The organism is Halosimplex amylolyticum (genome assembly GCF_051414035.1).
In the GTDB taxonomy this organism is placed as follows: Archaea; Halobacteriota; Halobacteria; order Halobacteriales; family Haloarculaceae; genus Halosimplex; species Halosimplex amylolyticum.
In genome coordinates this window covers 210,228-232,206 of record NZ_JBLKNW010000002.1, presented here as the reverse complement: position 1 = coordinate 232,206, position 21,979 = coordinate 210,228, and the positions used below count along the sequence as shown (strand labels likewise).

Sequence of the window (21,979 nt, the reverse complement as noted above, 5' to 3'; positions counted from 1 at the left end):
TAACCGCGTCCGTCGGGGTGGAATCGCTGGCCGCGGAGGGAAACGCGTTGCCCGGTGGCCCAGTCACTGGCCGAACGTCTCGTCGGCGGCCTGTGATTTATTCGCCTGACAGCCCAACAGATCACATGACCGAACCGAACCAGGCAGTCGTCGACAAGGCGGTCCACGAGGGGGAGTCGATGGGCGCGCGCGACCTGGTCGAGTTGATCGAACGCTACGAGGAGGGGCCCGGCGTCGACCCGGAGACTGTGGAGGCCTACGCCGCGGCACTCGAAGCGCGCGACGACTACGCCTTCGACGCGGAGGACTTTCTCGCCCACGTCGACGCGAACACGACCGACGCCGACTGGTGGGAGGGCGGGGTGTACTACGAGATCGGCGACGGCGTCGACGACCGCCGGATCAGCCTGTTCCCGAGGGCGTGGCACGAGCGCCTCGGCGGGTCCACCGACGTGCGCGAGTACGTCGCGTTCATCCTGGACGAGGACCCCGACTACCTCGACGACCTCGCGCTGGGCGGTCCCGGCGGGGGCGTCCCGGAGAAGGCGGTCGTCGAGGCGCTCATGCTCGTCGGCCGGGTCGACCGCCCCGAGGCGAACACGCTCATCAACGAGGCGCGCGAGCGCGGCGACGTCGTCGAGGACGCCGACCAGAATCCGGATGCCGACGTCTATCTCCCCGAGCGCAGGTCGGACGATATGAGCTGATCAGTCGTCCGCGGAGGCGACCGCGTCGGCCCGCCCGTCGCCGTCCTCGCTCGGGTCGTGCCCCAGCGCGTCGAGTCCGCCCACGAAGTACCCGATCATGAAGGTCGCGAGGACGACGACGTGGAGTCCGGCCTGGTCCGCGAACGAGACCTGGACGGCGAAGACGGCCTGGAACGCGACCGCCACGACGAACATCTGCCCCGCGGCGCTCCACTTGTTGTCGCGCCAGCTGCTGGCACCGCCGGTATAGTCGGGGTGGTCGCGCACGAGCCGGCCGGCGACCAGTCCGAGGACGAGCAGGGACATCCCGGCCGCGACAGCGAGCCCGGGGGCAGCGCCGAGCCACCAGAGGCCCCCGCCAGTGACGGCACCGAGGAGCAGCGAGAGGGCGCGATGGCGCGTTGTTCGCGTCATACTCACCGCTACGGTGGGAGGGTAGAAAAGATCAACGTAGCGAACAGTCCCGGGAACCGGCAGACCCGCTGGACGTGCCGAAATTACCCGAGCGAGCGGCTATTCCGGGCATCTGTGCGCGATCTCGGTGGCTCTTCCCCCGAACCAGCACCGCGGCGTCGCTCGCCTCGGCCGACCGGACGGTGAGACTGTTCGGGAGGAGACAGGACAGACTTCTGTCGTACCGAACTGGCCCCACTGGCTTCCCCGGTGAGGCGGGTGAACGCATCCCGCTGGAGGTCGCGCCCAGCGGAGCACGCGCCCAGAAGTAGTTACGTCACTGTCATCACTGGCTCGCTCCCGCCCGTAGGGACCGATTACCCATCCGTTCAGACCCCGTGCCGTCCGAAATACCCGGATCGTCTCCGTCCGTTCGGCCCCCGTCCGGTGTGATACCCCGCCGCACGGGCGTACAGTTATCCACCGCATATCTGGACTAACACCCGAGTTAGTGGGACCTTTTCGATATTCCTCGTATTTTACGGCCAGTCGTCGATGTTCGATCAGTTAATTGCCGGTTACTCCCCACCGGGCGTATGATTTTTCACGGTTAGCGTGTTATGATCACTCGTATGGGGTTCGGGAGCTACGACGAATCAGAACAAGAGAACCAGGAGCTTGACGCCGACCTCGAAGACGAGGACGGAGTCAACACGGCAGAAAACACACACGACGGAGACGTGTCATACGAGTTCGACGCCTCGAACGACGAGCTGTTGGACCGCCTGGAGGACATCAAGGACAACACGTGAAGACAGGGGTCCGCGCCCTCGGCGTCGCCGAATCGTACCGGGGGCAGCACAGCACGCTGGCGGGTGCCGTCGTCCGCGCGAGTCGGGTCGTCGACGGGTTCGCGTTCGACACCTGCGCGGTCGGCGGGACCGACGCCACCGAAACGGTCGCCTCGCTGGTCGATAGCCTCGACCGCGAGGACGTGCAGTACGTGTTTCTCGCGGGCATCGCGCCCGCGTGGTTCAACCTCTTCGACCTGCCGGCGATCCGCGAGCAGGTTGACCGACCGGTTCTCTCGGTCAGTTTCGAGGAGAGCGCGGGCCTGGCGTCCGCGCTCCGCGACGCCTTCGACGGCGACGCCCTGGACGAACGCCTGGCGACCTACCGTCGCCAGCCTGACCGCCGACCCGTGACCGTCGGCGACGAGACGGTGTACGTCCGCGCGGCCGGCCTCGCTGGCGACGATGCCGCCGACGTGGTCCGGGCGTTCACTCCCGAGGGCGGCCGACCGGAACCGCTCCGGGTCGCGCGGCTAGCCGCTCGCGCCGCCGACGAACGGTTCGTCGCCGACGAGGCGGACTCGGCGTAACCCGTCGCTCCCGGGCGGGGACCGACCCGGTTATAGGCCTGCCGAGCAGACGGAGTGTCATGAGCGACGGCGTGATGGACGGCCTCGAAGTGACCGCCTGCGAGCGGTGTCCGACGCTCGTCGAGTGTCGGAGTCGCATCGTCAACGGCGTCGGGCCGGCGGACGCCGACCTGCTGTTCGTCGGCGAGGCCCCGGGCCAGTACGAGGACGAACAGGGCGAGCCGTTCGTCGGCCGGAGCGGCGACGTGCTCGACGACGGCCTCCGCGACGCCGGTCTCGACCGCGGCGACGTTCGCATCAGCAACTGCGTCCGCTGTCGTCCGCCCGACAACCGCGACCCGACCGACGAGGAACTCGCGAACTGCCGGGGGTACCTCGAAACCGAGATCGACCGGATCGACCCCGAGGTCGTCGTCACGCTCGGCAAGGTCCCCGCGGAACACCTGCTCGAACGCGACGTCGGCGTCACGAACGAGGCCGGCGACGTGGTCGAGGCCGAGATCGGTGGCGAGCGCCGGCGCGTGCTCGTCTGCGTCCACCCTGCGGCGACGCTGTACGACCCCTCCCAGCGCGACACGTTCGCGTCGACGCTGGAGCGAGCCGCCGAGTTCACCGACGAGACGAGCGGCCAGTCCCGCATCGGCGACTTCTGACCGGCGACGGTTCCGCGATTTTCTTCGGCTGGGTCGGACCCGTCGCGACCCGCAGGCTTCGCCCGGACGGAAAGGGACTTGTCCGCGGTGTTCGTAGTCGCTTCCATGAACACGCGACAGACCGCGGCCGAGGTCGTCGTGGTCGACTACGGGCTGGGGAACCTCCGGAGCGTCACGCGCGGCCTCGAACGCGCGGGCGCGACCGTCGAGCTCAGCGACGACCCCGGTGACTTCGACGGCGTCGACGGGATCGTCCTCCCCGGCGTCGGCGCCTTCTCCGAGGGCATGGACAACGCCGGCCCCTTCCGCGACGCGCTGGTCGAGCAGGCCGCGGCCGGCACCCCCCTCTTCGGCATCTGCCTGGGCATGCAGATGCTGCTCACGACCAGCGAAGAGGCCGAGCGCGAGGGACAGGGCGACGTGGAAGGACTCGACCTGATACCCGGGAAGAACGTCCGCTTCCGCGGCGACCTGAAGGTCCCGCACATGGGCTGGAACGAACTCGACGTCCAGCGTGACCACCCGCTCGTCGACGGCGTGGCGTCGAAGACGCCACGAGAAGACGGAGCCGGGGGCTCCGTCGACGGCCAGTACGCCTACTTCGTCCACTCCTACTACGCCGAACCGGACGACGCCGAGGCGGTCGTGGCGACGACCGACTACGGGACGGACTTCGCCTCGATCGTCGCCAACGAGCGCGGCAACGTCTTCGGCACCCAGTTCCACCCGGAGAAATCGGGCGAGACCGGTCTGCGGATCCTGCGGAACTTCGTCGATATCTGCGTCGAGGGGTAGTCGGCGTGTCACCTCGGCGGTTCGCGGCCGGCGGTGGCTACTTACGGTCGGCCGTCGACGTTCGGACTATGTTTTCCCCCGCAGTCGGCCCCCCGGTGCTGGCGCTCCAGACCGACCTCTCGGCGCTGGCACTGCAAGTCGACCTCTCGACGCTGTTGCTCCAGGTCGACGTGGACGTCGATATCGACCCCGTCGCCAACGTGGTCGGGAGCGCCGTCGGTTCCTTCCTGACGACGCTGATCGTCGGCGCCATCCTCGTCGCCGTCGCCCCCGAGTTCACCGAAGACCGGATGGCCGCGGTTCTGGACGACCCCGTCGGGTCGTTCGTCTACGGATTCCTCGTCCTGATATTCGCCGTACTCGCTATCATCGTCCTCTTTTTCACCCTGATCGGGATTCCGCTCGCGCTCGGTCTCGGGCTACTCACCTACGTCGTCTGGGCCGTCGGTGCCGCCGTCGCCTTCCTCGCCATCGCCGAGCGCATCGTCGGCCGCGACGGCGACGACTGGACGAAGCTCCTCGTCGTCGCCGCCGCGCTCAACGGTGGCCTCGTTCTGACCGGCATCGGCGGCCTCGTCGCCTTCTGCATCGGCGCCGCCGGCTTCGGCGCCGTCCTCGAAGACCGGCTCTGAGGGTCGTCTCCCTCGTCGCTCCTGCCGTGGAACTCCCCGTCAGTCTCCCGCTCCGCCTGGTACGGTGACCGTCGCGACGGTCCCCTCGGTCGTATCGACGGCGAGGGCGCCGCCGAGCGCCGTCGCGCCCCAGTCGGCCACCCAGAGACCCAGCCCCGAGCCGTGTTCGAGCGCCGACTCCGCGCCCGCGGAGAGCACGGCGAGTTCGTGGTCGGGCACGCCCAGCCCGTCGTCGGCGACGACGACCGCGACCTCCCCGTCCCGGCGCTCGGCCGAGAGTTCGACGGTCGGCGCCTCGCCGGCGTGTTCGAGCGCGTTCTCCAGCAGCGCACCGACGACGACCTGCAGGACCGCCGGATCCGTCGTGACCGCCAGGTCGGCCGCGTCGACGGTCACCGTTCCGTCTCCGCGTTCGTCGGCGTGCTCGTCGCGGACGGTCGCGAGCAGGTCCGCGATATCGACTCGCTCCGAGCGCGGGTCGCTGTCGATGACGCGCTCGACCGTTCGGGCTTTCGCCCCGAGCGCCGTCAGCTCCGTGGCTTTCGACGTCGCCCGGTCGAGCATCGACCTGGCCTCCTCGTCGTCGACGCGTTCGGCCGCCGCCTCGGTGAACCCCCGCACGACCGTCATGTCGTTGCGGAGGTTGTGCCGGAGGACGCGGTTGAGGACGTCGAGGCGCTGCTCGCGTCGGCGCTCGTCGGTCACGTCCTGGAAGACGACGGTGTAGCCAACGTGCGTCCCGCCCGCGTCCGAGAGGGACGTCGCCGTCACCGCGAAGACCCGCTGGCGCCCGCCGTCGCGGACCATCACGACGTCGTCCCCGCCGGTCGGATCGACGCTCCCCTCGCCGAGCAGGTCGTCGAGCGGGCGCGTCAGTGCCGCCGCCTTCGTCACGTCGAACACCGTCTCCGCTGCACCGTTGAGCGTGACGATCCGGCGCTGTTCGTCGACGATCACCACCGGTGCGCCGAGGTCGTCGATCGCCGCCCGCTCGCCGGCCCGTCGCGTCGCGGGGTGGAACTCGAACATGTCGCTCCCGACGAACGCGTAGGCGTCGAGCGCGACGTGTGGCAAGAAGGCGGCCGTCGCGAGATTCACCTCGGGGATCGGTCCCGCGCCGTAGAGCCAGCCGAGCACCGCGACCACTGGCGGAATCGTACTCAGCCCCACCGCCACCGCCTCGCGCCGGTACAGCGGCCCGTAGCTGACGACCGTGTCGAACAGCACGAGGCTCCCGACGGTGATCAGCGAGACGCCGACCGTCGCGGCGACGACCGCCCACAGTCGCACGTCGTAGGTCGCCCCCGCCATCCCGGCGACAGGAACCACCGTGAAGTCGGACCAGGCCAGTCCGTGGAGCGGGTTCGTCGCCCCGATCAGCCCGATCACCAGCGGGGTGGCGAGAAATCCCCGCCACCACCGCTCGACGAGGCGCCCGCGGCCGGTGTACGCCAGCGCGAACGCCAGGAAGTAGACCCCCGTCCCCGCCATCGCGGCCCAGGAGACGACTTCCAGGGCCCAGCGCACCGGCTCGGCGAACGTCAGGAGTGCTACCCCGTAGGCGACGCTCCATAGCGTCTGGCAGCCCAGGCTCGCGAGGAACCAGTCCGCGCCGGGCTTGTCGCGGTAGCGCCAGAGGTATCGAACGAGCAGGACTGTCCCGCCCGCGGCGAGCAGCGAGGCCGCCGCCGGCCACGGGACGGGTGCCATGGGTAGTACAGCGAGTACAGCTACTTCGTGATTTGGGTGTCTGGATCCCCGCGGTGTTCGGTTCGTGTGCTCGTTGAGCAGTTGTTTCTGTGGGCTTGGTTATGGAAGGAAGTCGAGTCGGAGCGACCGCAGCCAACAGCAGGCGTTGAAAGCCCTCGGCCCGCTCGGGGGTGCTGTGCGGGATATCCTCGGTCGCTGGCCCTCCCTCGGATAGAGCCCGCGCACCACCCCCGAGCGCGCCTCGCCCTTTCAGTCCACCAGGGACAGCACAGCACCGCACCACACACCTCCCCAGCCGACTGCGGTGCTCACTGCGTTGCGCTCTCTGCTCACGGCGCCTTCGGCGCCGTTCGCATGGTCCGAGGGACCTTCGGTCCCTCGCTACTCGTCCCTCGCACGGTGCCGTCGCGGGATGAAACCCGCGACAGCGCGCGCCACCGCGATCGTTCACTCTATGGACTGTACTGAGCATCCGCCGAGCGAAGCGAGCGCGGTTCACCGGAACCGAGCGAAGCGAGGTTCCGGCCTTTTTCACCCATGTTTTTCGCTGGGGGGTCGCCGGAGGCGACCCCCCAGCGAAAAAGATGGTTTTACATGAAGTCCGCAATCCCGCTCTGCTTGTTGTTGTCGTTCTCGAACACCCGCTTTATCGACCGGTCGAGCACTTCGAGGCGCTGTTTCGTGTAGGTCCGGCAGCCGAACTCCTCGGCGACGCGGGTGGCGGTCTCGATGTACTTGTTGACCGAGCCCTCGTGGACGGTGAGGTTGACGCGGCCGCCGCACTCCCGGCAGTCGCCCGAGAGGGGCATCCGCCGGTACTTCTCGCCGCAGTCCAGACAGCGCACGTCCTGGCGGCTGAAGGCCCGCAGGTTCCCGATAAGGTCTGGCAGGAAGTGGTACTCGATGATCCGCTCGGCCACGTCCGTCTCGTCGACCGCCCGGATCTTCCGCGAGAGCTCGAGCTGGGCGTCCATCTTCTCCTCCATCGACCCGAGGGTCTTGTACGCCGACAGCGCCGGTCCCGCCGCGATGTTCGTCGTGTCGTGGGTGTGGTCGAAGCCCGTGTACTCCTCGTCGGTCCCCAGCGTCGCCTCCGCGATGGTCATGACGTCCTCGACGTCCTCCGGGTCCGCGAGTTCGCGCGTCGCCTCGTAGAACTCCTTCGGGTACTCCCGCATGATGTCGACGTTGTGCGCCTCGTCGTCGATCTCCGCCGGGTCGATCCGCGAGGACATGACCAGCGGCGCGTCCATCTGCCCCCCGCGCTGGTCGGGCAGGAACTGTTTCGAGAAGTTGAGCAGTCCGTCCATGAGAAGCATCACGCAGTCCTCGTCACCGTCGCATTGGCCGACAAACAGGTCTTCAGCAACTAGCGTGTTAGTGTCCTCGACTGTCAGTGAGTACAGATGTGACGTTTCGCTCTCGACAATATCGATAGACTCGATTTGGTCTAGCCAGATATCTCCGCCATCTCCACAGAGCCGCTGAGTTCGGACTTCGATCGAATCGACCGACTCCTGCAACGTTTCGCTTTTTCGCGGGAGATGGAACCCAATTTCGTTCGCAAATCGAACGGCGTTCTCTGACGTTACCTTGAGGACCCACGACTCGAACGTCTTCGGTTCGTCGTAGAACTCGGCGATGGCCCCGGTTTCCGGTGTCCGCGTTTCTCGATAGGCCTTCGTGACGACCCCGAACCGTTTCAACGCGGCGATGAGGTCGGATTTTAACTCGTCGCTCACGGTATGGGCCCGCACCTCGATACGGGAACTGGACACACTCCCGTCACCGCTGAAGTATGCCGCGAGGAACGATCGAAGAGTGTCTCTCGGACCAGCGAGCACTGAATCCGGGATTCGTTTCGTTTCCGCTCGGCAGCCGGTGTCCAGAATCTCGTCGAACAGAGCGGTCACCAATCTGCTCGAAACCGTTATTTTCCACTCGTTCTCTTCGAATCCATCGATACCGAGCGAACTGTGGAAGGTCTCGATAATCTGATCACGTGCGACCTGATCCGGAATGCAAATCGTCGTCTGATAGAAATTTGCCTCGCTCTGACGCGTGAACCCCTCCGCAGCGTAGTATCCGAGGACAGTGGCGAACTTGTCGTCGACCGTGAGGTTTCGTTCTACAGTGGCGGTGTCTCGACGCAGTGAAAGCACGATATCGTCGGGGAGTACTTCGGCCGGAGACTGCTCGAAGAGTTCATCGAAAACAGCGACCGGAACGCTGTCCCGGTTTACCCAGTTGTAGACGGTGGAGTCGCTCAGTCCCAACTGTTCGGTAGTGGGCTTGAGATAGTACTCACCGGGCGTCGCTTCGTCGAACAGCGATTTGATCCGGTCCGATCCCAGTCCGCGGACCACGAGGTCATCGTTCGGAATCGCGTCGGATTCACAGAACTCTTTCAAGAGATCGATCTGTTCTTGATGTCCATCGACCTGAACCGACTTCGGCATCGGGAGATCGTCGCCTACTTCGAGATCGCGAGCGGATAGCCGCTCGATCTCTCCGTCCCACCGACGCATCGAGTGTTCGGGAGACACAGTGAGTGTTCGACCCGTCTTCGTCTCGATCTCGAGTAGGTGATCAGTCGACGGATGCTTCGACACCGCTTTGACCGGTTTCTGGGTCGGTTCACCGTCTTCCGTTACGGATGGGACTGAGAGATTACCGGGTAGTTCCTGAACGAGCGCTCCGAAATCGTCTTTATCCGGGTTCTCCAGACGGGTTTCGACTAACTGCTCGATGGTCTCGTGGTGCCATTCGCCCACCTCGTCCTCGTACCAGACCTTGGTATCCGGATGGAAGCAATTCCTCCTCTTCGCGGCGTGGAAATAGGGGTGAGCGTAGCCAACTGCTGCTGTCGTGAAGCCGACAATTCTGCCGACGGTCGCGGCGCTCGTGTGGGGTGCCATCCCGAAGACCAACTCCCCGACGAGGTCGTCGCGCTCTTCGAGGTTGTAGAACGGGTCGAGGCCGTAGTAGGATTCCAGCAGGTCGTCGACGAAGTCGGCGGTCTTGAGCATGTGCTCGGCGGCGCCCTCCGAGAGGACGACGTCCTGGACGTTGAGTTCGACCAGCTGGTCGTCGTGCTGGAGCGGCTGGCCGTGGATGTCCTCCTCGTAGCCCAGCGCGCGGAACGCGTCGGCGGTCACGTCGAGTTCGGAGGGGCGGACGGCCGTGACGGGCAGGTCGGTCATGTCGTAGCGGACGGTGCCGTCCTTGAACGCGGAGACGCCGTGTTTCGCGCGGAGGATACCCTTCTCCATCGGTTCGGGCGTCTTCTTCTCCGAGGAGAGGCCCTTGACGGCCTTGAGCGCGTCGTAGGCGGTGGGTCGTTCGTTGAGGTTCGCCAGCGCGTCCTTGAACTCGCTGTTGACGTCGACGACCTCGGTCTGGGTGGGGCGCGCGAGCGTCTCGCAGCGCGAACACTCCGCGCGGCCGGACTCGTCGACCGCGACCTCGGTGTCGCAGTCGGGGCAGACGTAGACGGCCTCGCAGACGCCGCCGCAGTCGGGACAGCGGGGTTTGTACGTCCGCGTCCCGCAGTCGGTGCACTCCTGGCGACCGACCTCGACCTCGACCTTGCCCTGGGTGTCGTCGTAGCTGTCGCCGGCCACCGCCGCGTCACCGACTTTCCGCTGGGAACCGCCGGCCTCGCCGATGGGGAACAGGGTGTGGACCGCCGGCGAGAGGTCGCGGCTCTCGGACTTCTCCGGGCGACCCATCCGGTTGCCGATGCGCGTCGGGGCGCGCTCGCGGACCGGGAAGGGGGCGATCTCGTTGACGGCCTCGATGGCGTTGGCACCGTCCTCCGTGGATGCCGCCGACGAGTCGAGTTGCGCGTCGCTCGCCTCGCCTCCGCCGTAGGTGCGTGCACGCTCCGAGAGGTCGGCGGGCGTCCACTCGCGCTCCAGCGAGTCGGAAAAGCCGAGGGTACGGACGAGCGGGCGCCAGTCCGGGATCACGAGCGTCTCGTCGGTCTGGGTGTGCTCGACGAGGAGGTGTTCGACCGCCTCGCTGACGGGCGGCGAGCGCGGGAGGACGAGGTCGCCAGCGGCCGCGGCACCGGCGTCGCGGTCGTGGCCGTCGGTCGCGGCGTCGTGCTGAGTGGTCATGGAGCGGTCGCCGTCGCCGTCCCTGTCGTCTGGGTCCTGCGCCACGGCTCGCGGGTCGCTACGCTCCCCGCTCGCTTTCGAGGCGCTTCGCGCCTCGCTCGCCCCATCAGTCTGCGCGATCCGTCCCTGATCCACGGCGTCAGCCAGCGCGCACACCTCGTCGACGCTCAGGTCGTGCCAGCAGTAGGTGTATTTGGGGTGCAACGGCGCGTCGTACTCGTCCGCCCAGTCGAGCGCTTCCTGGGCGCTGGGGTTCGACAGGTCCACGTCCGTCGAGTCGCGCATGGCCTGCACGTCCGCGCCGGCCTCGTCGAACTCCTGGGCCCACCACTCGACCGTGTAGGAGGCGGGCGCGAGCGGGTGGTTGTTCTCGACGAACTCGCCGTAGTTGACGAGGTACTCCCCGAGGTCGATCACCTTCTCGACGCCGTTGCGGACTTCCAGCGCGTCCTCGGGGTCGTCGATGCGCCGGACCTCGCCGTTGGCGAGGCGGACGGTCGGTCCCTCGATGGAGTCGACGGGGACGACGCCCGCGGCCTTGCCCGGCCGCTCGGTCTTGATCTGGGTCCCCGTCGCGAGGAAGTCGTCGACGAGGTGCATCGTCGCGGGATGGACGCCGGCGGTCGCGTTCCCGTGGTTGCGTGCACGGCCGTAGCGCAGGCGGAAGCCGCCCGCTTCGCTCGGGTGCGAGAAGACCGGGCGGCCGGCGATGAGGTCCCGCAGGAACTTCTTCGAGGGGTCGAGGCGGGGCGGGCCGGCCGCTTCCTCGCTCTCGTCGCCGTCGTCCGCTTCGGCGTCGTCTGCTTCCGCGTCTTCTTCCTCTCCGTCGGCCTCGGCGTCGTCGCCCTCCTCCTTGCCGATGGTGCCGTCGATGAGGTCCTGGAGCCACGGCCAGTCGACCTCGTCGAGATTGCGGGTGTATCGCTGGATCTTCGGGGCCTTCAGGGCGATCCCCTCGGCCATGACGAGACACATCCCGCCGCGGGCGGAGTTCGAGTCGATGCGTTCGAGGTCTCGATACCCCGAAACCTCCTCGTCGCCGGTCGCCTCGCCGTCGAGCATGATCGGCATGTGCTCGGCGATGAACTTGCTCTCCTTCTCCTTGGGCGTGTACTGCAGCCCCGTCTCCTTGTCGTAGAGGTCGATCTCCTCGGCGTAGCGGCCGATCTCGTCGTCGCGGGCCTTGTACTGGTCGATGCCGAGCATCGCGCGGGCGTAGTCGGCGACGAGCACGGACAGGGCCTGCGCGGTCCCGCCCGCCGAACGGATCGGGCCCGCGTAGTAGACGTTGACGAACTCCGTCCCGTCGTCGTTCTCGAGGATTTCGACGCGGTCGATCCCCTCGATGGGGGCGGCGACGACGCCCTCGGTGAGCAGGGCGACCGCGGTGCGAACCGCGCCCTCGACCTTCCCGGCGCGGGTGTCGTAGTCGCCCACCTCGCCGTCGACGAAGTCCGAGACGAGTTCGAGCGCCGCTTCCTCGCGGCTCATCTCGCCTTCGAGTTCGCGGACGCGTTCGGCCACGCCGTCGATGCCGAGGATGTTCTCGACGCGGTCGGCCATGTCGCGGGCGACGGGGATCTCCACGCTGTCGGTGGGGTCGCCGCCGCGCTCGCGGGCCGCCTCGGCCACCTCGAAGGCGTCGTCGAGGCCCGACTCCAGTCGTTCGAAGTAGCGCTCGTCCTCGGGTTTCATCGTCGCGCTCCCATCACAGCGGCCACAGGTCGAGCGCGGTCTCCTCGTCGTACTCCCGCTCCAGCGGGACGTCGAACTCGCGGACGTACAGCTCGCCGGCGAAGACGGTGGCGCTGTCGAGGTGGCCCGCCAGCGTCGTCCCGTCCTCCCGGGAGAGGACGGCGTGGGTGTGCGCGAACGGTTCGCCGTCGAGTTCGGAGACGTTGCCGACGCAGGCGGCCATCTCCAGCGGTTCGTCGAACCGCTCAGGGTAGTACTCCTCGTCGTCCTGGTCGTAGTAGAGGATCTCCGCGTCCTGCACCGCGCCGAGGCCGAAGAAGAACGCGGCGTCGACCCCTTCGTCGGCGGCGAAGGCCTCGATCTGCGCGCGCCAGTCCGCGCCGTGTTCGAGGCGAGCGACGAACTCGCGAGCGCCTTCGAGTTCCAGGTAATCCATACCCACTACAGCGAGTGGCTCGACAAAAAACGTTTCCGACCCGGCGACATCCGGTGCGTGCCCGCGCGCGGTCCGTCGAGGGCCAGTGACTCCGCCGCATTTCCGCGATGGTCGGGCTTGAAGACGGTGGCAGTCGAACCCGCCTGCATGGATCTCGACCTGACAGGCGAGACGGCACTGGTGACCGGCGGCGGCCGCGGCAACGGCCGCGCCATCGCGCTCGAACTCGCCTCCCACGGCGCCGACGTCGTCGTCAACGACCTCGACGAGGACGTGGCGAACGACACCGCCGCCACTATCCGCGACCGCGACGACGACAGCGACGCCGTCGGCCTCGCCGCGGACGTGACCGACGAGGCCGAAGTCGAGGCCATGGTCGAGCACGGCGTCGAGGAACTGGGCAGCATCGACATCCTCGTCAACAACGCTGGCGTCGGCAACGCCGGGCCGTTCCTCGACGAGGACTACGACTCCGACTTCCGCCTCAACATCGAAGTCCACCTCTTCGGGTCGATCAACTGCACGCGCGCCGTCGTCGACGGGATGGTCGAGCGCGGCTACGGCAAGGTCGTCAACATCACCTCCATCCACACCAAGAACGCCGTCGGCCAGTCCCCGCAGTACGACGTCGGCAAGTGGAGCCTCCTCGGCCTCACCAAGAGCCTCGCGCTCGAACTCGGCCGCGAGGGCATCCGCGTCAACGCCGTCGCCCCCGGGTGGGTCAACACCCGCATGACCGACGGCTTCTCCGACGCCGTCACCGAACAGATCAAGGACCTGAACCCGCTGGGCTACTTCGCCGAACCCGAGGACATCGCCAACGGCGTCACGTTCCTCGCTTCCCCCGCCGCCGACTACGTCAACGGCCACGAACTCCGCGTCGACGGCGGCCAGGTCCCCATCCCCGACTGGCGACTCGACAACCGGTAATCGAACCGAGAGAGGGTTTTCCGCGGATTTCGGCGACTGAATTCGATTCTGGCGCGCGCTGTCGTCTCGGAATCGCTCGCGATTCCGAGGGCCGTCAGAGCTGTGCTCTGACGTTGGCGAGTTTTATCTCGCGACAGCAGTCGCGCGAGGGATGAGAAGCACACCGAGCGGAGCCTGCGGAGCGAGGGAGCATCGCAGTCGGTTGGGGAGGCGTGTGGCGCGGTGCTGTGCGATGCGGTTCCTGGCGTCCTGCCGAGCGGAGCGAGGCAGGGCTCAGGAGAGCTTGCTCTCCTGGCGGACTGAAAGGGCGAGGGTCGGTCGGGCGGTCTGCGCGGGCCCTATCCGAGCGTAGCGAGGATATCCCGCACAGACCGCCCGAGCGGCCCGAGGGCTTTCGACGCCGAGTGTTGCCTGCGGTCGCAACTCCTAGCGAGCGCGTCGAGGGCTTTCGACGCGTGCCGTCAGTTACCGGAAGAGCCACTCCTGCCGAGGGGAGAACGCGACGTACTCACTCGGCGTCGACAGAGAAGACCTCGACGACGTTGCCCTCGGTGTCGCGGAAGTGGAAGCCCCGGTAGCCGTCGACGTCGAAGAGGCCGTCCGAGACGATCTCGGGGGCGAGATCCGCGATCCGGTCGTACGCCGCATCGACGTCCGCGGCCTCGAAGTTCGGGACGCAGTTGTCGCCGAACTCGAACTCGTGGCCGTCGGCGCCGGCGTTGTAGAGGCCGAAGTCGGCGCCGTCGAACTCGAAGATCGAGAACCGCTCCTCGGCCTGCTCGGGGGCCATCTCGAAGACGTCCTCGTAGAACGCGAGCGCCCGGTCCATGTCCTCGACGCCGACGTAGACGGTACTCAACTCCATCCTACCACCACCGGGCCCCGTGCCACCACCGAGTTCCGTGCTACCGCGGATGCGTGCCGTATCGAAACCATCACACCACTGAGTCGACACGACGGCGCATAAACGTCCGCCGCGGAGCGAAACTGTCCGGCCCTCGCGAGTTCGACACGAAACAGAGGGGGTTACTCCCGGACGGCGACGAACCGCAATCGCCGGTAATCGGCCGTCCAGACGCCCTCTTCGCCCGCATCCGGGTCGAACAGCTCGTCGCGAACCCGCGCTTCCACAGCGTCGACGACATCGGCTTTCTCGCCGTCGTCCAGGTCGGCGAACAGCGAGTCGCCGAAGACGTCGAGCCAGCGCGCCAGCCCCTCGGCCCCGCCCTCCAGTTCCGTCGGGCGGTCGAACAGGCGGGCCAGTCGCACCTCGAAGCCGGCCGACTCCAGCACCGCGGCGTGCTCACCGACGGTCGGGAAGTGCCACGGGTTGGTCGCGTCGTACCCGCGCGCCCGGAGTTCGGCCAGCGTCGCGTCGACGACGGTGGCGACGTTCCCGGCCCCACCCATCTCGGCGACGAACCGGCCGCCGGGGACCAGCAGTTCGCGCACGCGCTCGGCCACCGAGGGCTGGTCCGCGCCGGGGATCCAGTGCAGCGCGGCGTTCGAGAACACAGCGTCGAACCGCTCGTCTGCGGGGGCGTACTCCCGGGCGTCGGCGACTTCGAACCGCTGATCGTGGTAGGTCGCTCGCGCCCGCTCGACCATCTCCGCGGACTGGTCGACGCCGACGACAGAACCGGACTCGCCCACCGCGTCGGCGATCGCGGCGGTCAGGTGACCGGTGCCACAGCCCAGGTCGAGGACCCGCTCGCCGGGGGACGGATCCAGCAGGTCGACGACGGACCCGCCGTACTCGTGGACGAAGCCGGTGTCGCGGTCGTACGCGTCGGGGTCCCAGTCGTTGGCGGTGCCAGTGGCCGAGTCGTCGGGCGTGTCAGGGGCCGCGTCCTCGGGAGTGTCAGGGGCCGAGTCGTCGGGGGTGCCAGAGGCCGCGTCCGCGGGAGTGTCAGCGTCGGAGGGGTCGTCTGCCATACCGTGACTGCGGGGGCCGGTCCCCTGAACGTTCTCCCGACGCGACAGCGACTCACACGCGGGCGAGCCGCCGACCCGCCCCGTCACGGATCGGTCCCGTCAACGGCTCCATCGCCACCGTGACCGACCGGCCCCGTCAACGGCCCCATCACCACCGTGGCCGACAGGCGCCGTCAGTCGGCCGTCGCCTCGACTTCGGCGGCGCTCTCCTCGAAGAGCTGGCGGAGGAGTCGCTGCTGGCCGAGACGGAGGTGGCGGTTGACGGTGGGCTGGCTGACGTCGAGCATGTCGGCGACGTCCTCGCCAGTCGAGGTGCGGGGCCACTCGAAGAAGCCGGCGAAGTAGGCGGTCCGGAGCACCTCTAGCTGGCGGTCGGTCAGCGCGTCGAACAGCGTGGTCGCGAGCGTCCCGCCGGTCTCGTCGCCGCGCTCGACGGTCCGCCGGCTCGCGAGGTCGACGCTCGGGTGCGTCTCCGCGAGCATCTCGACGAACTCCCGCACGTCCGTCGCGGTCGGCACGTCGACGACCGCCTCGATACCTGCGGCGGTCGCACGGATGGACTGCGGGCCGGCGCCGTGGCGGACGAACCGCGAGGGGAGGCTGTCGGCGTCGACGGTCAGTTCGAACAGCGAACTGCCGCCGTCGCCGTCACCGGCGTCCGCGTCGTCACCGTCGCTCACGACGCGATACGCCGAGACCGACACGAGGTCCTCGAGCACCTCCGCGACGCGCGCCGACGGCGCGCCCGAGGCGGTGACGAAGAGTCCGGCCTCCGAGTCCGAGTGAGTCGCCAGGCCGGCGAACTCGATCGTACAGTCGGCCGCGGCGGCCAGGCGGCCGAGTACGTCGTCCTCGGCGTCGAAGTCGAGCGTGAGTTCGATCCGCTGGTCGGTGTGGAGCGCGCGCTGGGTCTCGACGGCGTTTATCGAGTGGGCGACGCTCTCGCCGAGTTCGGCGAACACTTCGCGTTCGAGGTCGCCGAAGGCGTCCGGGTCCGTGGCGTAGACCGTGAGCACGCCGTAGAAGTACTCCTCGAAGGCGACCGGGACGCTCAGAACCGACTGGAACCCTTCCGAGAGCGCGGTCTGGCGCCAGTCCTCGCGCTTGAGGTCGTCGACGACGTTGCGGACGACCGTCGGCGACTCCGAGACGGCCGTCGCGACGGCGGGTTCGACGGCGTCGCCACCGGTCGCCAGCGACACCCCGTCCAGGTAGTCGGCGCCGTCGCCGGCCCAGGCGCTCGGTTCGACGCGTTCGTCCGCGGCGTCGAGCGACCCGATCCAGGCGAAGGCGACGTCGTCGCTCTCGACGAGGCGGTCGCAGACGGCCGACTCGATCGCCTCGCGTGACTCCGCCTGGATGAGCGACTGGTCGATCCGCCGGATCAGGTCGGTGATCTGGATCTGCCGGCGGAGGCGGCGATTGCGCGCCTCCAGTTCCGCGTCGCGCTCGCGGAGCGTCTCCTCGCTCGCCAGGCGGTCGAACGCCGCCTCCGTCGTCGCGACGAGCGTCTCGGCCAGCCGCCGGGTCGCCGGGTCGACCGCCCGGTCTCGCGTCGCGACGACGAACACGCCGTGGTCGCCGATGGGAACCAGCAGCCCGCCGCTGACCTCCGGCCCGAACACGCTGGACTGGGCGGCGGTCTGCGTGTCGTCGAACACCGTCGGCGTCCCCGTCACGTAGGTGTTCCACAGCAGCGAGTCGCCCGCGCCGGCTCCCACCGGTTGGGCGTCGCACAGCGCCTCAAACCCCTCGGAACAGGCGAGCGCGTCGAGCTGGTTTGACGTGTCGTCGAGCAGGTAGACGGCGACGCCCGCCACGTCCAGCACCGCGTGGGCCGTGTCGACGACCAGCTCCGCCGTCTCGACGTCGTCCTCGACCCCGAGCAGCCCCCGCGTCGCCTCGTGGAGCGACTCGAGGGCGAGCTCGCGCTCTTTCTGCTCGGTGATGTCCTGGATCGACCCCCGGACGCGGACGACCTCGCCGTCCTCGGTGACCGGGTCGCCGATGGCGCGGACCCAGCGGACCGTCTCCTCGGTGGGCTGGAGGCGCACTTCCATGTCGTAGCTCTGACCGAGGCCGATGGCGTCCTGGAAGTACCGGCGGATCTGCGGCCGGTCGTCGGGGTGATAGAACTCGACGGCCCGCTCCAGGTCAATCTCCGTGTCCGGCGAGACGCCGTGGAGCCGATAGAGCTCGTCGGTCCAGGTCATCTCGTCCTCCGGACCGGTGAGGTCGAGTTCCCACCCGCCGACGCCGGCGATGCGCCCGGCCTGCTGGAGGAGGTCCTTCGTCCGTTCGAGCTCGCGCTCGCGCTCGACGCGCTCCGTGACGTCCTGGAGCGACCCCCGGAGCTCGATCCGCCGGCCGTCGTCGGCCTCCGTCCCGTCGCTGGGGGACCGGGGCAGCTCCTCCTCGACGACCGGCTCGCAGATCGAGTGGACCCACCGCTCGCTCCCGTCGTCCCTGATCACCCTGTACTCCACGTCCCAGGGTTCGCCGCTCGTTCGCGCGGCCTCGATGCGTTCGCGGTGGGCCTCGCGGTCGTCGGGGTGGACGAGTTCGAGCATCTTCTCGGCCAGCGGTCCCTCGTCGCGGGAGACGCCGAGGATCTCGTAGACGTTGTCGGTCCAGCGGATCTCGTCCCGACCGTCGCTCGAGACGACGCTCGTCCAGCCGCCGACGTTCGCCATCTGTTCGGCGCGGGCGAGGAGGTCCGTCGTCCGTTCGAGTTCGCGTTCGCGCTCCTTGCGCTCGGTGACGTCGTTCTGGACGGCCACGAACCGGTCGACGGTGCCGTTCTCGTCCGTCACCGGGGCGATCGTCTGTTCGGCGTAGTACAGCTCGCCGTTCTTGCGGCGGTCGACGATCTCCTCGTCCCACACCTCGCCGGCGCGGATCGTCTCCCAGAGGGCGTCGTAGTAGTCTTCGCTGTGTTCACCCGAGTGGAGGATGGTCGGCGTCTCCCCGACGGCCTCCGCGGCGCTGTAGCCCGTCGTCTCCTCGAACGCCGGGTTGACGTAGGTGATCTCCCGGTCCGCGTCGGTCATGTAGATGGAGTGTCCCGACGCCTCCACCGCGCGTTTGAAGCGAGCCAGCTCCCGCTCGCGCTCCTTGCGCTCGGTGATGTCGCGAACCACGCAGATCTGTCTGCCGTCGTCGAGGACTGTCAGCGACAGCTCCTGGGGGAACCGTTCGCCGTCGGCCTGTTTGCCGACGGCCTCGCCACGCCAGTCGCCCTCGTTCGCGAGCGCCGGGAGGGCCTCTGACGCGAGTCGGTCGCGCTCGGCCCCGTCGTAACACATCTCCCACGTCTCGCCCAGGAACGCGGCCGGGTCGTCGTAGCCGTAGACGTCGGCGTGCGCCTGGTTGACGAACTCGTAGACGCCGTCCTCGTCGAGGATCGCCATCCCGTCGCTGGCCTGTTCTATCGCCGCCGACCGCGCCACCAGTTCGCGCTCGCGCTCCTTGCGCTCGGTGATGTCCTCGATGTAGCCGACGATCTCGGTCACCTCGCCGTCCTCGTTCCGGATCGGTCCCGTCGACAGCGAGATGTCGATCACCTCGCCGTCCTTGCGGACTCGCTGGACCTCCACGCCCGAGACGGACTCGCCGTCGAGCACCCGCTGGCGGACCTCGTTTTCGCTCTCCTCCTCGGGCACCGCGGGGTACGGCTCCCAGAGTATCTCCTCCTCTGACCAGCCGAGGATGTCCTCCATCGCGTCGTTCCACAGCGTGATGCGCCCGTCTGGGTCGGTCGCGACGACCCCGACAGGCGAGGTGTCGATGAACTTCTGCAGGCGCTCCTTGGTCGTGCGCAGCTCCCGCTCGCGGGCCCTCCGGACGGAGACGTCGCGGCCGATCCCCACGAGCACGTGGTCGCCGTCCGGGTTCTCCAGTCTGGAGGCGACGAACTCGTACGGGATCCGCTGGCCGTCCTTGGTCAGGACGGGCGCCTCGACCCGTCCGTCCTCGCCCGTTGTGAAGACCGTCGCGATGGCCTCGGCGATCTGCCCGTGTTCGCTCTCCGGGAAGAAGTCCGTCCCGTGCATCGACTCGATCTCCGCGTCGGTGTAGCCGGTCACCTCGCAGAAGCTCTCGTTCCACCGCTTGATCTGGCCCGCGTCGTCGAACACGTAGAACACGTCGTCGATCGCGTCGAGGATGTCCTCGGTGTACTCCCGGTACTCCTCGAGACGCTGCTCGCGCTCGCGTAACGCTTGCTGGGCGGCCCTGCGGTCCGAGACGTCGCGTCCGATCCCGACGACGACGGGGTCGCCGTCGGGGTTCGCTATCCGCGAGGCGACGAACTCGAAGGGGATCTGCTCGCCGTCGGCGGTCAAAAACGGCACCTCGACGACCGTGTCGCCGGTCTCGAGCGCCGTCTCGATGGCCGCGGCGACCTGCGCGCGGTCGCCCTCGGCGAAGAAGTCGGTCGCGTGCATCGACGCGATCGCCTCCTCGTCGTAGCCGGTCACCGCCGACAGCGTCCCGTTCCACCGCTGGAGGTCCCCCTCGGCGTCGAGCACGTAGAACACGTCGTCGACCGCGTCGAGGATCGCCTCGGTGTACTCCCGGTACTCGTCGAGGCGCTCCTCGCGCTCGCGGAGTTCCCGCTCGGTGGCCTTCCGATCGGTGATGTCCCGGCTGATTCCCATGAGACCGACGATCTCGCCATCCTGGTCGCGATAGGGGTACTTGTGGTCCAGGAACACCCGCTCGTCCCCGTCGATGGGCCGGATCACCTCCCGGGTGACGGACTCGCCGCCCTCGACGACGCGCTCGTCGTCCCCCCGGATGTCTTCGACCGTCGCTTCGTCGAAGAAGGCCTCGTCGGTCCTGCCGACCACGTCCTCCGGTTCGAGACCGAACGACGCCGCGACGGCATCGTTCACGAACTGGTAGCGCCCCTCGCTGTCTTTGATGTAGATCGGGTCCTCCGTGTTCTCGACGACGGCCTCCAGCTTTCGCTCGCGCTCCTTGCGCTCGGTGATGTCCCGGGCGATCCCGACGATGACCCGTTCGCCGTCGGGAGTCTCCATGGGCGAGGCGACGATCTCGTACGGGATCCGCTCGCCGTCCCTGGTCTGGAGTCGCCCTTCGAGCGGGACGCCCGCGAGGTCGTCGATGTGCTCGATCCCCTCCCGGACCGCCTGCCGGTCCCCCTCGACGATGAAATCCGTCGCGTGCATCGACTCGAACTCGTCGTCGTCGTAGCCGGTCACCTCCACCAGCGTCTCGTTCCACCGCTGGAGGTTCCCCTCGGCGTCGAGCACGTAGAACACGTCGTCGATCGAATCGAGGAGGTCGTCCGTGTACGCCCGGTACTGTTCGAGTTCTTGCTGGCGACGCTTTCGCTCCGTAATCTGCCGGGAGACGCCGATCAGCCCACGGATCTCGCCGTCCGCGCCCCGCCAGGGCACTTTCGTCGTGAGGTTCCACTCGTCGGCGTGGTCGACGTACTCCTCCCTGTTGACGATCGGCTCGCCCGTCTCGATGACCTGCAGGTCGTCCTCGTAGGACTGCTCGGCGAACTCGGCGTCGAACACTTCCGGGTCTGTCTTCCCGAGGACCTCGGTCGTTGTCAGGTCGGAACCGGACTCTTCGGCGAACGCGGTGCTGTAGCGGACGTGTCGGGCCTCGCGGTCCTTGACGTAGATGTGCATCGGCAACTGCTCGAAGATCGCGTCGAGCAGCGACCCGCGCCGCTCCAGTTCCGCCTCGCGCTCGACGCGCTCGGTCACGTCCTCCTGGAACCCGACGAAGTGGGTCACCTCCCCAGAATCGTCAGCGACCGGCGCCAGCCGAACCCGGTTCCAGAACTCCGTGCCGTCCTTCCGGTAGTTTCGCAGTTCGACCGTCGTCTCCTCCTCGGCCTCGACGGCCCGGCGCATCTCCGCGACCGGTTCGTCCGCGGTCCCTTCGCCCTGCAGGAACCGACAGTTCTCGCCGAGACACTCGGACTCCTCGTAGCCGGTCAGCTCCTCGAAGCGCTCGTTGACGGCGACCAGCGGACAGTCCTCCGCGGTGGCGTCGGCGACGGTGATCCCGACCGGCGCCGAGTCGATGACCCGTTCCCGGAGGTCACGCTCGCGCTCGCACTCGCGCAGGTCGTCCGCCAGTCCCGCGACCGCCTCGGTCAGCTCGCCGAGCTGGCCCTCCCGGTCGGTCTCGAAGGTCACGTCTTCCCCCGCGCGGACGCGCTCTACCTCGTCCGTCAGCGCCGCGATGGCGTCGTCGCCGTCGCTCGACGCCGCCAGCCCCACGACGCCCGCGGCGAGCAGTCCCGCGAGGGCTCCCGGCCCGCCGCGCGGTGCCGACGGTCCGTGCGCGGCGAGCACGGCCAGCACCCCGATGCCGAACGCGAGCGCCACCAGCGCCAGTGCGACGCGCTGTCCCCCGGTGGTGCGTCCGTTCGCCCCCGTCGCTTCGGTCACCGTGTGACTCGGATCTGTGTCGACGCCTCGCTCCAGACGGTCCCCCGTGTCCCCGGCGCCCCGGCCGACGACAGCGCCGCGGATCGAACCAGCGTCCATTGGTAGCGTTTGATAGCACTCGCAATTAACCGTTACTTCCAGAATACGTGAGAGA

14 protein-coding genes are annotated in these 21,979 nt (G+C 68.1%); 7 read left to right on the top strand and 7 right to left on the bottom strand.

Features of this window, described 5'->3' with window-relative positions; genetic code table 11:
* The first annotated feature begins 125 nt into the window (after window positions 1–125).
* Entirely contained in the window at window positions 126–707 is a 582-nt protein-coding gene (locus ACMGFE_RS11740) for a hypothetical protein (RefSeq protein ID WP_436925386.1), read from the top strand.
* Here the strand turns inward: ACMGFE_RS11740 and ACMGFE_RS11735 are convergent, their stop codons facing one another.
* Window positions 708–1,121: a hypothetical protein gene (locus tag ACMGFE_RS11735; RefSeq protein WP_436925385.1), complete on the bottom strand. Its 414-nt coding sequence runs from the start codon at window positions 1,119–1,121 to the stop codon at window positions 708–710. It lies immediately after the preceding gene.
* A gap of 611 nt (window positions 1,122–1,732) precedes the next feature.
* Between ACMGFE_RS11735 and ACMGFE_RS11730 the strand changes: the two genes are divergently transcribed.
* From ACMGFE_RS11730 to ACMGFE_RS11710, 5 genes are all read left to right on the top strand, one after another.
* Entirely contained in the window at window positions 1,733–1,912 is a 180-nt protein-coding gene (locus ACMGFE_RS11730; RefSeq protein ID WP_274321919.1) for a DUF5786 family protein, read from the top strand.
* Entirely contained in the window at window positions 1,909–2,481 is a 573-nt protein-coding gene (locus tag ACMGFE_RS11725; protein WP_436925384.1) for an endonuclease dU, read from the top strand. Before ACMGFE_RS11730 ends, ACMGFE_RS11725 begins: the two co-directional genes overlap by 4 nt.
* Before the next feature lie 59 nt (window positions 2,482–2,540).
* On the top strand, window positions 2,541–3,134 hold the full coding sequence (locus ACMGFE_RS11720) for a uracil-DNA glycosylase (RefSeq protein ID WP_436925383.1): 594 nt from the start codon (window positions 2,541–2,543) through the stop codon (window positions 3,132–3,134).
* 105 nt (window positions 3,135–3,239) lie between these two features.
* The gene (gene hisH / locus ACMGFE_RS11715) at window positions 3,240–3,929 is read left to right on the top strand and encodes an imidazole glycerol phosphate synthase subunit HisH (protein WP_436925382.1); all 690 of its coding nucleotides are present in this window, start codon (window positions 3,240–3,242) and stop codon (window positions 3,927–3,929) included.
* Between the two features lie 68 nt (window positions 3,930–3,997).
* Window positions 3,998–4,561 (top strand): DUF8173 domain-containing protein, encoded by a 564-nt coding sequence (locus ACMGFE_RS11710; protein WP_436925381.1) that lies wholly within the window; start codon window positions 3,998–4,000, stop codon window positions 4,559–4,561.
* Window positions 4,562–4,600: 39 nt separating this feature from the next.
* Here ACMGFE_RS11710 and ACMGFE_RS11705 read toward each other — a convergent pair whose 3' ends face one another.
* The 3 genes from ACMGFE_RS11705 to ACMGFE_RS11695 all read right to left on the bottom strand — a co-directional run bounded on the left by ACMGFE_RS11705 (window position 4,601) and on the right by ACMGFE_RS11695 (window position 12,523).
* Complete coding sequence (locus ACMGFE_RS11705) at window positions 4,601–6,271, bottom strand: sensor histidine kinase (protein WP_436925380.1); 1,671 nt, start codon at window positions 6,269–6,271, stop codon at window positions 4,601–4,603.
* Window positions 6,272–6,861: 590 nt separating this feature from the next.
* On the bottom strand, window positions 6,862–12,087 hold the full coding sequence (locus ACMGFE_RS11700) for an LAGLIDADG family homing endonuclease (RefSeq protein ID WP_436925379.1): 5,226 nt from the start codon (window positions 12,085–12,087) through the stop codon (window positions 6,862–6,864).
* 13 nt (window positions 12,088–12,100) lie between these two features.
* Complete coding sequence (locus ACMGFE_RS11695) at window positions 12,101–12,523, bottom strand: PPC domain-containing DNA-binding protein (RefSeq protein WP_436925378.1); 423 nt, start codon at window positions 12,521–12,523, stop codon at window positions 12,101–12,103.
* A gap of 126 nt (window positions 12,524–12,649) precedes the next feature.
* Here ACMGFE_RS11695 and ACMGFE_RS11690 point away from each other — a divergent pair, with 126 nt between their 5' ends.
* Window positions 12,650–13,453, top strand: a complete 804-nt coding sequence (locus ACMGFE_RS11690) for an SDR family NAD(P)-dependent oxidoreductase (protein WP_436925377.1) — start codon at window positions 12,650–12,652, stop codon at window positions 13,451–13,453.
* Window positions 13,454–13,961: 508 nt separating this feature from the next.
* On the opposite strand, the gene ACMGFE_RS11685 is transcribed toward ACMGFE_RS11690, so the two are convergent.
* The 3 genes from ACMGFE_RS11685 to ACMGFE_RS11675 form a co-directional block, all read right to left on the bottom strand.
* Entirely contained in the window at window positions 13,962–14,318 is a 357-nt protein-coding gene (locus tag ACMGFE_RS11685) for a VOC family protein (protein WP_436925376.1), read from the bottom strand.
* A 161-nt stretch (window positions 14,319–14,479) separates the two neighbouring features.
* Window positions 14,480–15,388 (bottom strand): class I SAM-dependent methyltransferase, encoded by a 909-nt coding sequence (locus ACMGFE_RS11680; RefSeq protein ID WP_436925375.1) that lies wholly within the window; start codon window positions 15,386–15,388, stop codon window positions 14,480–14,482.
* Between the two features lie 173 nt (window positions 15,389–15,561).
* A complete protein-coding gene (locus tag ACMGFE_RS11675; RefSeq protein ID WP_436925374.1) occupies window positions 15,562–21,924 on the bottom strand; it encodes a PAS domain S-box protein in 6,363 nt (2,120 codons plus the stop codon).
* Window positions 21,925–21,979 lie beyond the last annotated feature (55 nt).

Excerpts from the sequence above, each read along its gene's own strand:
- ACMGFE_RS11705 (WP_436925380.1), bottom strand. The coding sequence starts at position 6,271 with ATGGCACCCGTCCCGTGGCCGGCGGCGGCCTCGCTGCTCGCCGCGGGC.
- ACMGFE_RS11695 (WP_436925378.1), bottom strand. The coding sequence starts at position 12,523 with ATGGATTACCTGGAACTCGAAGGCGCTCGCGAGTTCGTCGCTCGCCTC.
- hisH (WP_436925382.1), top strand. The coding sequence starts at position 3,240 with ATGAACACGCGACAGACCGCGGCCGAGGTCGTCGTGGTCGACTACGGG.
- ACMGFE_RS11680 (WP_436925375.1), bottom strand. The coding sequence starts at position 15,388 with ATGGCAGACGACCCCTCCGACGCTGACACTCCCGCGGACGCGGCCTCT.
- ACMGFE_RS11710 (WP_436925381.1), top strand. The coding sequence starts at position 3,998 with ATGTTTTCCCCCGCAGTCGGCCCCCCGGTGCTGGCGCTCCAGACCGAC.
- ACMGFE_RS11740 (WP_436925386.1), top strand. The coding sequence starts at position 126 with ATGACCGAACCGAACCAGGCAGTCGTCGACAAGGCGGTCCACGAGGGG.
- ACMGFE_RS11730 (WP_274321919.1), top strand. The coding sequence starts at position 1,733 with ATGGGGTTCGGGAGCTACGACGAATCAGAACAAGAGAACCAGGAGCTT.
- ACMGFE_RS11675 (WP_436925374.1), bottom strand. The coding sequence starts at position 21,924 with ATGGACGCTGGTTCGATCCGCGGCGCTGTCGTCGGCCGGGGCGCCGGG.
- ACMGFE_RS11735 (WP_436925385.1), bottom strand. The coding sequence starts at position 1,121 with ATGACGCGAACAACGCGCCATCGCGCCCTCTCGCTGCTCCTCGGTGCC.
- ACMGFE_RS11700 (WP_436925379.1), bottom strand. The coding sequence starts at position 12,087 with ATGAAACCCGAGGACGAGCGCTACTTCGAACGACTGGAGTCGGGCCTC.
- ACMGFE_RS11720 (WP_436925383.1), top strand. The coding sequence starts at position 2,541 with ATGAGCGACGGCGTGATGGACGGCCTCGAAGTGACCGCCTGCGAGCGG.
- ACMGFE_RS11685 (WP_436925376.1), bottom strand. The coding sequence starts at position 14,318 with ATGGAGTTGAGTACCGTCTACGTCGGCGTCGAGGACATGGACCGGGCG.